Consider the following 15,473-nt stretch of genomic DNA (forward strand, 5'->3'; position numbering starts at 1 on the left):
GACCGCCCTGACAATCAGTGTCGGGCTTTCGACGGGCCAGTCGGGCCCCGCAGTTTCTGGCACCATGACCAATGCAGCCATGGCGAGCCAGTCGTCAGTGGAGAAGGTGCGTTTGAGTACGGCTCGCCTGCAATCTCGAGAGGCCACACCGCCGAGCGGGAGGCCGGAACCAGCGAAACCGGTGCCTACCCCCCGGAGCGACGGGCCTGACTTCTTCTGCGTCGGCGCTCAGAAAGGGGGGACGCGATGGCTGTTCGATCAGGTTCAGTTTCACCCTGATTTCTGGATGCCACCGATCAAGGAACTCCATTATTTCGACCGGCGGCGTCCGTCGCCGCGGGCGGCCAAGTTCATTGCGCGCGCCGAGACAAACCTGAACCGCTTCAACCAACGCCGAGCCAGGCGGAGCATGCGGCCGCTGAACGGCGAGGACATCGGTTTTCTCAAAGGTTACATCGACTTGCCCTGGCGGCGACGAAATCCCGATGCCTATGCGAAGCTATTCGCAGCGAAGGGGGAGCGGATCGCCGGCGACATCACGCCCGACTACTGCATTCTGCGACCGGAGGCGATCGCCAGGGTCGTGCGGCGGTTTCCGGAGGCCAAGGTTGTCTTCATCGCACGCGATCCGGTGGAGCGCGTCTGGTCGCAGCTCATCATGCATATGCGTAAAGGCAGTCTCGATCCAAACCTCGACGACGCCGAAATCATGCGCGTCGTAGACAAGAAGTTCGTCGCGCGCCGCACCTACCAAACCGACATCGTCGCTCGATGGCGGCGTTATGTGCCGGAGTCACAATTCGGGCTCTTCCTGTTCGACGACCTGATGGCCCACCCTATCGATCTGCGGCACCGGATTCTCACGTTTCTTGGTGCGGATTCCGCGAAACCAAGCGGCACCGTTGCCGCGGGCTTCAACCGCAAGCGCAACCCGCAGAAGAAGCCGCTATCGGACGCGCTCAGGGAGCGGCTCGGACGGCATCTCGCCGCCGAACTCGAAGCGTCCGCTCGCGAATTCGGAGGAGCCGCGGCGGACTGGCCGGGGAGGTATGGTCTTTGATCAGGGTTGGCGAAGTAAGCCTCAAACCGGTCCGAGGCGTATTACGGTGAGCATGTTCAGCAACGCAGCGGCGCGGGTTCTCGGGCGCCGCTCGGTGCCAATAGAGATGCCGAATCTACTACGGACTGGCAGCACCCGGGGACCCGATTTCATTTGTGTGGGGGCGCAGAAGGGCGGGACCCGCTGGCTGTTCGACCAGCTCAATCGTCATCCCGATTTCTGGATGCCGGCTATCAAGGAACTCCACTATTTCAACGAAAACATCCATGTGAAATGGGCCGGTCCGCTGCACCGCAAGGCGCGCCGGAACCTCGCAAGGCTGAACCGCAAGCTGACCGACTCGTCGATGCGCGCCCTGAACGAAGTGGATGTCCGTTGGCTCGAGGCTTTGATCTGGCTTCGTGAGAAGCCGCTCGATTACGATCTTTACGCCCGGCTCTTCAATCCGAGGGGAGATCGGCGGTCGGGAGACATCACACCGACCTATTCGATTATCGCGCCGGACAAGGTCCGAGCAGCGCGGCAGCGGTTCCCCGAGGCGAGGATCATCTTCATCGCGCGAGAACCGATCGAGCGGTTCTGGTCGCACTACCGGATGATCGCCGGGCAGCAGAACTGGCGGAACGTGGAGAGCCTCGACACGGTCGAGCACTTCATCCAGACCGGCAGCGGTCTCCGCCACTCCAGTGTCTCACGGAACGTGGCCCGTTGGCGGGATGCCGGTCCCTCTGACACGTTCGGTCTCTTCTTCTTCGACGATCTCAAGGCCGATGCGGCCGGCTTCCGCCGAGATGTGATCGCCTTCCTCGGTGGTGATCCGGGCAAGCCGAGCGGCGATCTCCCGCCAAGCTTCAATCGCAAGGGCAAAGACGCGCCGGCACGCATGTCCGAGGCAGTTCGCGCGCGCCTCGTCGAACTGCTTGGTGATGATATCCGGCAGGCGGCGGCTGATCTGGGCGGTCCGGCCGCCGCGTGGCCACAAAAATATGGACTCTGATCCAGTGTCGATCGATTGCCCGGTCTGGCACATTGCGCCGCGACCGGCTGGCGGTTAGAACCAGCGCCAACCTCCCGTCTGACGGGCGATTTGGCCCGGGCAACCACTCCGAAGAAAAAGGGAAAACGATGCGTGTCTACTACGATCGCGATGCCGACCTGAACCTGATCAAGTCAAAGAACGTGGCCATCGTCGGCTACGGCAGTCAGGGACACGCCCACGCCTTGAACCTGCGTGACTCCGGCGTCGAAAACGTAGCGATCGCCCTTCGTCCGGGGTCGGCCTCCGCCGCCAAGGCCGAGGCCGAGGGGCTTGCGGTGAAGTCGGTTGCCGATGCCGCGGCATGGGCGGACCTCATCATGATGCTGACGCCCGACGAACTGCAGGCCGATATCTACCGCGACCACATCGCCGACAACATTCGCGACGGTGCGGCGCTCGCCTTTGCCCATGGCCTGAACGTTCATTTCAGTCTCATCGAGCCGAAGGACACGGTCGACGTCCTGATGATCGCGCCGAAAGGCCCCGGCCACACGGTGCGGGCGGAGTACCAGAAGGGCGGCGGCGTGCCGTGTCTTGTGGCGGTGGCGAAGGACGCCTCGGGCAACGCGCTCGATCTCGGCCTTTCGTATGCCTCGGCGATCGGCGGCGGTCGGTCCGGCATCATCGAGACGACGTTCCGCGAAGAATGTGAAACCGATCTTTTTGGCGAGCAGGTCGTTCTCTGCGGTGGTCTGGTCGAGCTTATCCGCGCTGGGTTCGAGACTTTGGTCGAGGCCGGCTACGCGCCGGAAATGGCCTACTTCGAGTGCCTGCACGAAGTGAAGCTGATCGTCGATCTCATCTACGAGGGCGGCATCGCCAACATGAACTACTCGATCTCCAACACCGCGGAGTACGGTGAGTACCTGTCCGGTCCGCGGGTGATCAATGACGACACCCGCGCCGAGATGCGGCGGATCCTCGCCGACATCCAACAGGGCAAGTTCACGTCCGAGTGGATGCGGGAGTACAAGGCCGGTCTGCCGCGGTTCAAGGCGACCCGTCGGCTCAACGACGAGCATCCGATCGAGGATGTGGGCGAGCGGCTGCGCGCGATGATGCCCTGGATCTCCGCCAACAAACTTGTCGACAAGGAGAAGAACTGATCGAGGGGAACCGTGACCCGTTCATTCGCCATCCTCGACGTTTTCACCGACACGGCGCTTTCCGGCAATCCTCTTGCGGTCGTCGAGGACGGCACCGGCCTCAGTACGGCACGGATGCAGGCGATCGCAGGGGAGTTCAATCTATCGGAGACGGTGTTCGTTCTGCCGCCGCAGAATCCGATCCACGCCGCCGCGATCCGCATCTTCACGCCTAAGGTCGAGCTTCCTTTCGCAGGGCATCCGACGGTCGGAACTGCGGTTCTGCTTGCGTTGGCCAAGCGCGCGTCAGGGGTAGACGATCGCAGTATGATGTTCGTCATGGAGGAAAAGGTCGGGCCGGTGCGATGCGGGGTCACGTTGCGCGATGCTGAGATCGGGCATTGCACGTTCGACCTGCCGAAGCTCCCGACTGCCACCGATCTTCCGGCCGATCAGGATCGCCTGGCGGCGGCGCTTGACCTGACGAGCGCGGAAATCGGGATGGAGAACCACCTTCCATCTGCGTTCGATGCGGGCGTTCCCTATTGCTTCGTGCCGGTCCGCGATCAGGCGACGGTCGACCGGGCAAGACTGCGCCTCGATCTTTGCGAGGCACTGTTCCCGGCGGACAACATGCCGTGCTTCTACGTTTATGCGCGCGAAGCGACGGCGGCCGATCACCACTTCTACGCTCGGATGCTGGCGCCGTTTTCCGGCATCGACGAAGATCCGGCGACCGGATCTGCGGTCGCGGCATTGGCGGGCGTTATCGCCCGGTTCGATCAACCCCCGGGCGGCAGTCACCGATACACGGTCGAGCAGGGATATTTGATGGGCCGGCCGAGCTTGATTGGACTGGAGATTGACATGAACGACGGCGGCGTTGAGGCCGCTCGACTGAGCGGTGACGCGGTCGTTGTCGCACGAGGAATCTTGTCGCTCTAGCCCTTCGTCCTCTTTTCCGCCCTCGTGATTTGTTGTCATCGTCGTCGCTGTCATCGTCAGGGTGGACAATGGTCGGAACGGCGGTCGATAAACGCGACGAACGCGAGACGATCCTCCGGAGGCTGTTCCGCTACAGCCTGTTTCTGAAAGCCGCTCACAGCGTCCTCGAACTGGTCGTCGGCCTCGCCCTGTACTTTGTGCCCAGCGCGACAATTGAGCGGCTGGCGCACCTTTTGGTCCAGCACGAACTACTTGCGCACCCAGATGATGCGGTGGCCGCGTTCATCGTCAGTCAGGCGGAATCGTTTTCGATCGACCAGAAGACCACGGCAACGGTCTATCTGTTGAGCCACGGGGTCGTTGAGATCGTGCTGGTGATCATGATCCTGCGAAACCACGCCTGGGCGTTCCCCTTATTCATGGCGGCGCTGGCGGCGCTGATCGCGTATCAGTGCTATCAACTCAGCGTGGTCTTTACCGCGTGGCTCGCCGGCTTAACGGTCTTCGATATCGTCGTTCTTTGGCTGACTTGGCACGAGTTCCGGCTCCGGAGGGCTTTGCGGCCGACGGGTTGAGGCACCTCGCGACCGTCCCGTCGACACCGAATCGGTGCTAAGATGCTGGCCCACCGAGGTTATCCGCTCGTAAAACGAGGCGACACCGATGTTATGGCTGAATGATATTCTGCTGTTTGCCCACTTCGTCGGCATGATCATGGGGACGGCCCCAGGCATCGCCAACATGGTGATCTCTCGTCAGGCCGTGTCGGCTTCGCCGGACGGAGCGGCCGCGTTACGGACGATTCCGCCGATCCTCGCCGGCGTATCGGGGATCGGTCTGCTGGTTCTTTGGGTCACGGGCGCCATCCTGATCTTTACCGCGTGGCAGGGCGTCGAAAACCTGCCGGTGCTCTTCTGGGTCAAGCTGGCGTTTGTGGTCATTCTGACCATCATCGCGATCATGGTGCATGTCACCATTCGGGAGATTCGCGCGACCGGCAATGTCGCTTTGTCGGGGCGCCTCCGGAAACTCGGTCCCTTCGCTGGTGTCTTTGCGCTTTTCGCGATCCTTTTCGCGGTGCTTGCCTTCAACACCTGAGGTGATCTGACGCGCCGTGTGTCAGAGACATCCGGCTCGAGCGTTTCACTGACGGCCGTAAGTCAAACCAACTTTTTTTCAGTTGCCCTGTTGCGTGATTGTTGGCTAAAACGCGTTTCGCGGCGCAGGACTGATGCGGCCGCGGCAGGAGTCACCATGACTGGATCCGATGTTTTCGTCGTAAACGCCCCGGCCTTGGCCGGGAGCGATCGGCGTGCGTCCGGATCGCTCCTTCTTCTCGACCTGCTCCTTAGACGCCCCTGAGCGTCGGCTGCCCGGCATCGGGCGGGCACTCAGGGGATGCGTCGACCAGAGAGCAACCCATCAGCGCCCGAGATAGCCAAACAAACCGGGCCGGACACCGAGAAGGGCAATACCCATGAGTACCAAGGACGAGGCAACGGCGGAACGCGACCGCGTCGTTATCTTCGACACTACTTTGCGCGACGGCGAACAATCACCCGGCGCGTCGATGACGCTAGAAGAGAAGCTCCAGATCGCCGAGCTTCTCGACGAGATGAACGTCGACATCATCGAGGCAGGCTTTCCGATCGCCTCCAACGGCGATTTCGAGGCGGTCAGCGAAATCGCCAAGCTCGTCAAAACATCCGTGGTCTGCGGTTTGGCGCGGGCGAACTCCGCCGATATCGATCGTGCCGCCGATGCGATCAAGCACGCGGAGCAAAACCGGATCCACACCTTCATCGGGACCTCTCCACTGCACCGGCAATATCAGCTCCAGCTCGACGAAGATGCGGTTCATGAACGGGTCGTCTCCTCGGTGACGCGGGCGCGCAATTACACCGATAACGTCGAATGGTCACCGATGGACGCGACGCGGACCGAAGCTGATTTCCTGTGCCGGACTGTCGAAGCGGCGATCAAGTGCGGTGCGACAACGATCAACATTCCAGACACTGTCGGCTATACGTCGCCGGCCGAGTTCGAAGCGTTGATCAAGATGCTGATCGAACGCGTGCCCGGCGCCGATGTGGTTGTTTTCTCGACGCACTGTCACAACGATCTCGGTCTGGCGGTTGCCAACTCGCTGGCGGGTGTGGTCGGCGGTGCGCGTCAGATCGAGTGCTCGATCAACGGCCTCGGCGAACGGGCGGGCAACGCGGCACTTGAGGAAGTCGTCATGGCGATCAGGACCCGGGGCGACCACTTCCCATACTACACCGATGTCGACACCACGATGCTGATGCGGGCTTCCAAATTGGTCTCGGCGGCGTCGGCGTTCCCGGTTCAGTACAACAAGGCAATCGTCGGCAAGAACGCGTTCGCCCATGAATCCGGAATCCATCAGGATGGCGTCCTGAAGAACGCCGAGACCTATGAGATCATGCGACCCGAGGATGTCGGGGTGAAGTCATCCTCCCTGGTCATGGGCAAGCACTCCGGCCGCCACGCGTTTCGGGAGAAGCTGAGCGCCCTTGGCTTTGAACTCGGCGATAACGCGTTCGAGGACGCGTTCCGGCGCTTCAAGGACCTCGCGGACCGCAAGAAGCACATCTTCGACGAGGACATCGAGGCTCTTGTCGAGGATGAGATGACCCAGGCGGGGGAGGCGATGCGGCTCGTCGCGCTCACTGTGATCGCGGGAACCGGGACCGCGCCGAAGGCTATCGTGACGCTCGACATCAACGGCGAGCACATCACCCACGAATCCACTGGAGACGGGCCCGTCGACGCGATGTTCACGGCCATTCGATCGATTGCGCCACATGAGGCTACCCTGCAGCTCTATCAGGTGGGCGCCGTGACTCAGGATTCCGATGCGCAGGCGGAGGTCTCCGTTCGGCTCGGTCAAGGCGACCGGATCGTCACCGGTCGCGGCGCCGATACCGACACAATGATCGCCTCGGCGAAGGCCTATGTGTCAGCCGTCAACAAGTTGGTCGGTGGTCGGGTTGGCTCGATGCCCGAGACGAAGCTGAAGGCGGTGTAGCCCAAGCCGGCCACTGTACCCCAAACGAAAAAAGGGGCCCGTGCGGGCCCCTTTCTAGTCTTGAATTCGCGTCTACATCGGCAGGTCAATCGGCCCAATATTGATGAAGACGGTCTCGCCGGAATGGTCATCGACACCGTCATTGTCGGTGATGATGAAAGCGTTGCCGGCGCTGTCGACGGCGAGGCTTTCGATCTTGTCCATCACATAGCCGTTCGGCGAAAGAAGGTCGGGGATCAGGTCGCGAACGACGACCTTTTCGACCACCGGGATCGCTTCGGCGCCCGGCGCTACGGGGGCAATATCGGCGAGAGACACATAGGTCAGTTGCTTGACCTTGGCGTTCGGGCCGATCTGGTTGTCGCGTTCGACGACCAGGAAGCTATCGTTACCGACGGCGGTGATCTCGGACAAGCCGATCCAGCCCGCCTCGGGCGTCTCGAGCGGGTAGTGGACCATCGACCAGCTCTTGTCAGATGGCTTATAGGCCATCAGTTTGACCAAGCCCTTGGGGTCGTCGTTCCATTCGCGTTGCACGGCGACCCAGACAGTCTGATCATCGGCCGAGCCGGTGACGGCGACACCCTCGAAGCCGAAGCGCTTGGCCTGCGCGAGAACCGCTTCCGGAAGGGTCACGACCTCCTGGATGGCGCCATCCGGGGCGACGTGGAGGAGGGTCGAGTTGGTCTTGTTTTCGTCGCGCTCCGGATTGCCTTCCGAGGCGATCCAGAAGGTCCCGTCCGAAGCCATGGCGATGCCTTCCGGATCGAGATTGGCTGCCGGATTGCCGCCGTCGGTGATCGTCACCTCGGCGGTGATCAACGCCGGTGTCTGCGTGGCGTCGATCGTCAGAATACGAGCGACGGACGACGCGCTGTCGGTAACCGCGTAGAGCTTGCCGGCTTCACTCGGATCGGCCACCGTGCCGGACACCGCCATCCATGGGATCGGGGTGCCCATCTCGGAAGCACCAGAGACCAGCTGGGGATAGTTGGACTCGCCATCCATGCGCTGATAGATGGTGACTACCGAGCCGATGCCACCATCGGGCCCCAAGTCGACTTCCGCCGCGGCAACGAAAAGGTCGCGATCAGGGATGGCGACGAGCCCCTCCGGGCCAATGCCGCCGGGAAGCGCCTGGAGATAGGTCGGCTCGGCACCGGTGTCCTGGTAGACCAGCACCAGAGAGGCGCGCTCGAGGCCAACAAACAGCAACGTGTCGTCGCCATAGACGCCAACCTCCGCGCCTTCCGGCTCGCTGCCTTTGTTCTCGGACCGGCCCTCTGGGTAGTGGCCGAGGCTCACCGCAAGATGCTCGACCGAGTTGCCACTGTCGTAGAGGACGTTGCCGTCGGTGTCGAAAATGGTGAAGCCGCGGCTGCCTCCGTTCCAGTCGCCCTCGTTGGCGGTCAGGATGCGATCGTTGCCGATCCACTTGATCGCGTCGGGCTCGCGAACCACCCCGGCGAGGGAGCTGTTCAGCGTGATTGCGTCTTCTTCCATCGTATCGATCTGATCGAGATCGACCGCGCCCGCGGAGAAGCTGCTTACGACCTCGCCTGTCGTCAGGTCGACGATGGCAAGATGGTTGTTCTCCTGCAAGGAGACGACGGCCTGATTGGCGCTGTTGATGTCGACGAACTCCGGCTCCGGGTCCTCCGGGGCAACCTCGGCAAGTCCGGTCAGATCGACGACCTTCTGCGTGCCGCAATCAACGGTGCCGTCGGCGGCGACCTGATAGTAGGTGAGGTTACCCGCCGGAAGCTGCGGCAGGCCGCCCTCGCCGAGGTCTTCGTCGCGCTCGTTCTCGATCGCGATCGCGACGAAGCTTCCGTCGGGCGACAACGCCAGCGAGTCCGGTTGTCCGCCAAGATCGCAGGTCGCGACGGTCGCCTTCGAGGTCAAGTCGACGATCGCCAAGTGGCCGGACGGTGTAGTGTAGGACTCCGATGTGACAATGCCGACCAGAGCTTTGTCACCGGCGATGACAACCGATGTCGGCTCGCCGTCGAGCGCGATGGTTCCGCCGGCCATGGGTGATGTCGGATCGGTAATGTCGATGATCCCGAGCCGCTCGCCGGGGCTGTCCGAATAGATCAGGGTGTTGCCGTCACCCGTTGCAGCGATGATCTCGGCGGCCGTTTCAGCGGTTGGGTCGGCATCGGGCGCGGCGTTGTCCGCGACGTGGAACGTCGCGACGCGGTTGAAGACGGCGGCGGAGGCCGGTGTCAAAGCCGTGCAGGCGAGGAGCGCAGCGGCGGCCGCGCTAACGCGCAATATGGTCATGTCGGTGGAGCCCTTTCATGGCAATGAGGCAGGGGACCCGGCCGCATAACCTTCTGCCATGACTCACACATTACGATTCTATGACAGACGAGTGACGACCGGATAGCGCCACCGAATTGGCGCAAATCCGAGGTTCTCGGTCAATGTCGGTCTAGGATTACTTTCCCGAACTCGTCGAGGCTGCAGGGCCGGGAAGGGTCGCCACGTCGGCGCCATTCCGATCGGGGGTGCTCATGTGAACCACACGCTGCGGATAGGGGATCGTAATGCCCGCCGCCTCGAGGTCGCGTTTGCCCGCCTGGGTCAGGTCCCAGCGCGTGGCCCAGAAGTCGTCGATGGGAGCCCAGGCGCGCAGCTGCAAAACGACGGCGCTGTCGGCGAGCGATGTCGGGACCACCACCGGCGGCGGTTGCTTCAGAACGCCCTCGTGACGCTCGGCGGTCTCGACCAGGACCCGACGGCCTTCGGCCATATCGTCCTCATAGCTGATGCCGAAATCGATCAGGATCAACCGCGTCGGATTGCGGGAGTAGTTGGTCAGCGTCACATTCCACAACTGAGCGTTTGGAACGAACTTGTAGATGCCATCCCACGTTCGAATCCGCGTATGGAAGAGGCTGATTTCCTCGACCGTGCCAGTCACGTTCACTGTTTCAATGTAGTCGCCGACGCCGAATGGGCGCAGCCAGAGCAGCATGATCCCGGAAGCGATATTGGAGAGCGTCCCTTGCAGCGCGAGGCCGATCGCCAGGCCCGCGGCACCGAGGGCGGCGAGGATCGACGTGGTCTGGACGCCGAGTTGCCCCAGAACGGCGACGATCACCAGGATCAGGATGCCATAGCGGACAATAGCCGCAAAGACCGGCCGCAATGTCCGGTCGATCGCGTCGGTCTTGTGAGCCAGGTTGGCGACAGTCCGGCTCGCCCAGCGGGCGAACAGCCAACCGAAAAACAGGATCAGGATCGCCGCGAACAACCGCGGGACCAGTTCGACCGCCCACTCCCACAAGGCGGTCGCAAGCAGGCTGACGTCCTCAGGTAACTCGATCACTTCCATGGGCCCGACACTATGAGACTTGCGCCCACGGGCACAAGCGCTCCGAAAGGCCACGATCGGGTTGTCCAAAGAAGAAGGGCCGCCCGAGAGGGCGGCCCTTCGAGGCGAACCTCGAAAATGCCGGTCGTCAGATGACGAAGATGTCGTCCTCCGAGAGGTTCAGGTTCTTGTCGAGCCTGGCTACGAGCACCTTGTCGAAGCCATTCTTGTTGCCGTCCTGATCGTAGAAGAACTTGCCGTTGTTTTCGTTGTAGATGAAGCGGTCGTTCTTGTCGTCAGCCTTGTTGCCGACTTCGAAGAATTTGGTCTTCAGGGTGTCGTTCTTCGGTCCGATCTTTTTGAAGGCGTCCTTGTCGACGTGGATCAGGTCGGTTCCGACCTTGAAGTCGGTGACCCTATCGGCATTGTTCCCGCCTTTGGCGTCGAAGACAAAGTTGTCGTTACCGGCGCCGCCAGTGAGCTTGTCGTTGCCACCACCGCCGTTCAGCGTGTCATTACCGCCGCCGCCTTCGATCGTGTCATCACCACCTTGACCACGGAGGTCGTCGTCACCGCCCTTGCCGTCAATGAGGTCCGCGCCGGACCCGCCCTTGATCAGGTTTTCGTCGCCGTTGCCGGTGATTTCGTTGTCAAGGCCGTTGCCGGTCCCGTCTAGCGGACCTGCCCCCGTCAACACCAGGTTCTCAACGTTGTTGCCCAGCGTGTAAGAGATCTCGGACAGGACGGTGTCTATGCCGCTTGTGCCGCTTTCATCGACGGTATCGTTGTTAGTGCGGACGATATAGGTGTCGTCGTTGCCACCGCCCCTCAGGGTGTTGGTTCCGGCACCGCCGTCGAGGGTGTCTTTGCCCCCGCCGCCATTGAGATCGTCGTCGCCGTCGCCGCCGTTGACATTGTCGTCTCCCGAGCCAGCGTTAACGGTGTCGTTGCCGGCATCGGCGAAGATCGCACTCCCGCCTGCGCTGTTGTCGTTGATCGTGTCGTTGCCATCGGTCCCGATGATCAACTGATCGGCGTCGAGATCCGCAGGGATCACCGCCCCGGCGCCGAAGTACGTGTCGTTGACGAAAATCGGAACCACACCGGCCCCAAGGCCCAGGAACGTGTTGTCGCCGATTTGGACGTCGTTGAGACGGTCGATTGTCGCGAGATTCGGCGGCGTGCCGTCGGTCCAGCGCTGGAAGGCGATGGCGCCGTCGAGGGCGTCGATGTTCTGGAACGTATTGCCGGTGACAATCAGGCCAGAAACGCCGTCCGTGCCCCAGGCATCTTCGATGGCGAGACCGCGGTGTTGCTCTGGTGTGCCGCCAGCGAACAGATCATCGTCGATGTTCTGGAAGATGTTGTCGGTGACTGTCGCGTCCTTCACGCCGTTTAGGGCAACGCCCAGCCCATCGAACACGTTACCGTCGATCAGGACACCGAGGAAGCCGGAGACGTAGAAGTTGCCGCCCTCCGAGGTGTTGGAGTTGACGATTTCGACGAAGGAGGAATCCTCACCGTTCATGTTCCATTGGGCGCCGAGACCGGTCGGCCCGCCGGACGAAGTTCCGACAAGATTGACCCCGTCGAGCACTATCTTGGCGCCGCCAACGCTCTCGGTCGTTGTGTAGATGAAGGACGTCGTCCCTGCCTCGAAGTTGTTGCTGTCCATCGTTACGTTGAGGAAGGTCAGGCCCGCATCATCAGCATCGCCGCCGTCGTTGATCGCCATGGGAAGGACACCCTGCCCATTGCCGATGGCGACCGCGCCGGTGAAGTCGTCGGTCAGGCTGAAGGTGACGTTCTCGAACACGATGTCGGTGACCGAGGTCGTCCCGGTCATGTCCAGGAGCATCGTGTCGCCGACATTCCGGACCGTCATGTTCTCGATGGTGGCGTCGGCGAAACCGGCCGGGGTCGTCATCGTGCCGTTGATGATCACGCCGGCTTCCGACTCACCCATGATGCTCACGCCGCTCTTCAGCGTGATGTCCTCGGTGTACTCGCCATTGCTGACGATGATCGTGTCGCCCGCCGTGGCGGCGTCGATCGCCTCCTGGATCGAGGTGTAGACGGTGTCATCGCCGCCCTGGATCGTCACCGCTCCCGGAACGAAGACGTTGTTGGCGCCAATCAGCGCGGAATTGTCAGCGGGATCGTAGTCGAAGATGCCCTTGTTGAAGGTGTTCTGGTCGATCAGGCTGGCGCCGTTCCAGCTTGCCGCGTCGCCCCAGAAACCCATGTCCTCAATGAGATTGTCGAATGTGTTGCCGGTAACCTGCAGGTTGCTGTTGCCGCCGGGATAGGCGTCGGCGGAGACGCCCCGCGAGTTGCCGTCGTAGAGATTGCCGCTGATAGTGACGTCGTTGGTGCCGTTGATGAAGGTGCCAGACTGCCAGCCGGTCATGGCGTTGTTAGAAATGGTCAGACCGTCCGCCTGATTGATAGCATTGACGATCGCTCGTGAGCCGTCATCGTCAACGGTGCCGGAGCGGTAAAACAACGAATTGGTGATCGTGACGTTCTCGCCCTGGACTTGGATGCCAGCGAAGTCAAACGGTGGGCCTGAAAGGCCGTCCTCGACACGGATACCGTCGATGGTGACATCATTTGACAGGATGGCAAGGCGACCGTCGATGGAGCTCTCGCCGACGCCGTCAACCATGTCGCGGCTGTTGTCGGAGCCGGAGACGCCTTCGAACGCGCCGAGGATGGTGAGTCCGTTCTTGCCGGCCGGGATATTGAAGTCGCCGGTATAGGTGCCAGGCTGAAGAATGATGGTGTCGCCCGCCTCAGCCGCGTCGATCGCGGCTTGCAGCGATGTGCCATTCAGAACGATGAACGTTGATGATCCGGTATTAGCTATCTCCAGAACCTCGATGCTGTCGAGGGTCTCCGTGCCATCTGGCCCGGTCACAGTTCCTGAAATCGATCCACCAATCACGAAGAGGCCGGAGAAATCGAAGTCGTTCGGATCGAAGGGAGCACCGCCGTTGTCGGCGATCACGGCGGTGTCGATGCCGTCTCCGCCGTTGAAGGTGTCGTTGCCGTCTTTGCCGATCAGTGTGTCATTGCCGTCGTTGCCATTGAGGACATCGTCAAAAACCGTGCCCGTCAATGTATTGGGGTCGGCGTCCCCGTCCCGCGTAATTCCGACCGGCTCGGCAAAGGCGATCTTGGCCTCATCGACTGCGATGCCGCCAGTCACGTCGATGTTTGTGAACCATGCGTAACGATTACCACCCACTTCCGTGGCGATGGTATCCGACACATCATTTCGAACTTCGGTGAAGACGTGATTGCCGGCGGAATCGAAGACGCTCATCGCAACGGCCAGCGTGCCATCGCCGGCATCGAAGAAGAAATGCTGGAACGTGTACCAGCCCGAGGCCGTAATCTCGGCGTGATTGCCGTTCTCCAGTTCTTCGTCAGGATCGAAGCTCGTGTTGTTCGAGGCGCCGACGAGGAGATCGCCCGTCGATGTATCCTTGGTCACGTGGAAGATGAAATCACGCTGATGGTTACCATCCTGACCGTTGGCTGCGACCGAGTAGTCGAAGCCTTCACCCAGAGCCCAGGCTGTATCGAGGTAAATCTGGATCTCGGTGACGAAACCCTCGCCGAAGTCGTCGCGATAGGCGTCGAAGCGTGTGAACGGTCCAGACCCGTCCGGATTACCGACGGGGGCTTGTTCCAAGATTGCGTGGCTTGAGCCGTCAGGAGAGGCGATGCCACCGGTCCCACTCGCCACCATGGTAACGGTGCCGTAGTCGGTGGCCCCGAACGGTATTCCGCCAAAGAAGCCGTCTGTTGAAGTCTCGAAGCTCTGATTGAAGGCCTCGAGGAAATCGCCGGTCAGATTGATGCCGTTCTCAAGGTCCCAAACGACCGTGTTCACCTTGTCCGCGGCGTCGCCAGCTGTGCCGTCATAGTACGGACGGGCGCCGAAGCCCTGGGCATCGACGCTGCGCGGGTCGCCGTCGAGATCGTCGATACCGTCACCGGTGACATCGATGTCCAACACATCGTGGTCAAGGAAGCGGGACTGAATCGGGCCATCGCCGATGTTGCCAAGGATGTTGTCGTGATACGATTGCCCTGGGTCACTGGGCCCGCGTTCCTTGGCAATGCCCAGGATCGGCGGATTGCCGGCCTGGAGATAAGCGACATAATCGTTGGCAAGCTCGATAAACGCGAGATTGACGGCAAGTACGGCTTCGCCAATGGTTCCTGCGTTGATACCGTGCGTGACCAGATCAGCATAGGTCCCGCCAGCCGCGCTGGTGGCGTCGGTGGCGCCGGGCCCTGGCGAGAAGCCGGTGCCATCTGTGTAGTCGCCTTGCGGCAGGATGTCGTATAGCGCGTCGAGCTCAGTCCAAACGGCTATGAAGTCGGCTGCGTTGGTGATGGCCATGGTTCTGGTCTCCGGGTTTCTCGTTGGCTGGGTTGATTGAGATCGCTAGGAGGTGCCGAGCTCAGTTCATCGTCTCATCGTCGTGGTGCGCGCTGGCGGGAAAGTATTCAGGCTGCGATGGACAGTTCGCCCATGGAAGGCGGGAGAGTCGAGATAAGCATTCAATCGATCTGATGATGCCCTGATCGCAATGCGCCGAATGGACAATCTGCGATGCCGACAAGCATTTTCGATCAAATCTCGTTGTTTAACCGATACCCGCTCGTGCAATACGCTCGATAAGGCTAAATTCGACGCACACATTCCCATTTTCGACTCAAGATCCAATTTTCCGACGCCAAGCGGCGCATTTCTGCAGCTCGAAACCAAGCTACTTCTCCCGAATACCGCCAAGTATTCGGCGCTTCTTCCGCATCTTTGGGTTGTGCCGCGCTAACGGCGGCATTCTTATTTGTTAAGCGCCTCGGAACGACTGCAGGCGCATTCCCACTATTCATTCAAAGGCAAAAGAACCAGCCCAATCCAGCCGCCACGCTTATGCCTCTTTTTTGCCAAT

General features: G+C 61.3%; 10 protein-coding genes. 7 read left to right on the forward strand and 3 right to left on the reverse strand.

Annotation, left to right across the window (positions count from 1 at the left end):
• Window positions 1–181 precede the first annotated feature (181 nt).
• The 7 genes from ACO076_RS11075 (at window position 182) to ACO076_RS11105 (ending at window position 7,178) form a co-directional block, all read left to right on the forward strand.
• On the forward strand, window positions 182–1,060 hold the full coding sequence (locus ACO076_RS11075; RefSeq protein WP_421722890.1) for a sulfotransferase: 879 nt from the start codon (window positions 182–184) through the stop codon (window positions 1,058–1,060).
• Between the two features lie 106 nt (window positions 1,061–1,166).
• The gene (locus ACO076_RS11080) at window positions 1,167–2,057 is read left to right on the forward strand and encodes a sulfotransferase (RefSeq protein ID WP_421726721.1); all 891 of its coding nucleotides are present in this window, start codon (window positions 1,167–1,169) and stop codon (window positions 2,055–2,057) included.
• Between the two features lie 128 nt (window positions 2,058–2,185).
• Window positions 2,186–3,205 carry a ketol-acid reductoisomerase gene (gene ilvC, locus ACO076_RS11085; RefSeq protein ID WP_421722891.1) on the forward strand — a complete coding sequence of 340 codons (1,020 nt, stop codon included), beginning with the start codon at window positions 2,186–2,188 and terminating at the stop codon, window positions 3,203–3,205.
• A 12-nt stretch (window positions 3,206–3,217) separates the two neighbouring features.
• Window positions 3,218–4,129: a PhzF family phenazine biosynthesis protein gene (locus ACO076_RS11090; RefSeq protein ID WP_421722892.1), complete on the forward strand. Its 912-nt coding sequence runs from the start codon at window positions 3,218–3,220 to the stop codon at window positions 4,127–4,129.
• Window positions 4,130–4,197: 68 nt separating this feature from the next.
• The gene (locus tag ACO076_RS11095; RefSeq protein WP_421722893.1) at window positions 4,198–4,704 is read left to right on the forward strand and encodes a DUF2127 domain-containing protein; all 507 of its coding nucleotides are present in this window, start codon (window positions 4,198–4,200) and stop codon (window positions 4,702–4,704) included.
• A gap of 88 nt (window positions 4,705–4,792) precedes the next feature.
• A complete protein-coding gene (locus ACO076_RS11100; RefSeq protein WP_421722894.1) occupies window positions 4,793–5,227 on the forward strand; it encodes a hypothetical protein in 435 nt (144 codons plus the stop codon).
• A 379-nt stretch (window positions 5,228–5,606) separates the two neighbouring features.
• Window positions 5,607–7,178, forward strand: a complete 1,572-nt coding sequence (locus tag ACO076_RS11105) for a 2-isopropylmalate synthase (protein ID WP_421722895.1) — start codon at window positions 5,607–5,609, stop codon at window positions 7,176–7,178.
• Between the two features lie 72 nt (window positions 7,179–7,250).
• Here ACO076_RS11105 and ACO076_RS11110 read toward each other — a convergent pair whose 3' ends face one another.
• From ACO076_RS11110 to ACO076_RS11120, 3 genes are all read right to left on the reverse strand, one after another.
• Window positions 7,251–9,464 (reverse strand): esterase-like activity of phytase family protein, encoded by a 2,214-nt coding sequence (locus ACO076_RS11110; protein WP_421722896.1) that lies wholly within the window; start codon window positions 9,462–9,464, stop codon window positions 7,251–7,253.
• A gap of 157 nt (window positions 9,465–9,621) precedes the next feature.
• A complete protein-coding gene (locus tag ACO076_RS11115; RefSeq protein ID WP_421722897.1) occupies window positions 9,622–10,521 on the reverse strand; it encodes a mechanosensitive ion channel family protein in 900 nt (299 codons plus the stop codon).
• Between the two features lie 127 nt (window positions 10,522–10,648).
• Window positions 10,649–14,917, reverse strand: a complete 4,269-nt coding sequence (locus tag ACO076_RS11120) for a beta strand repeat-containing protein (protein ID WP_421722898.1) — start codon at window positions 14,915–14,917, stop codon at window positions 10,649–10,651.
• Between the last annotated feature and the right edge of the window lie 556 nt (window positions 14,918–15,473).

The organism is Bauldia sp., from assembly GCF_965232525.1.
In the GTDB taxonomy this organism is placed as follows: domain Bacteria; phylum Pseudomonadota; class Alphaproteobacteria; order Rhizobiales; family Kaistiaceae; genus Bauldia.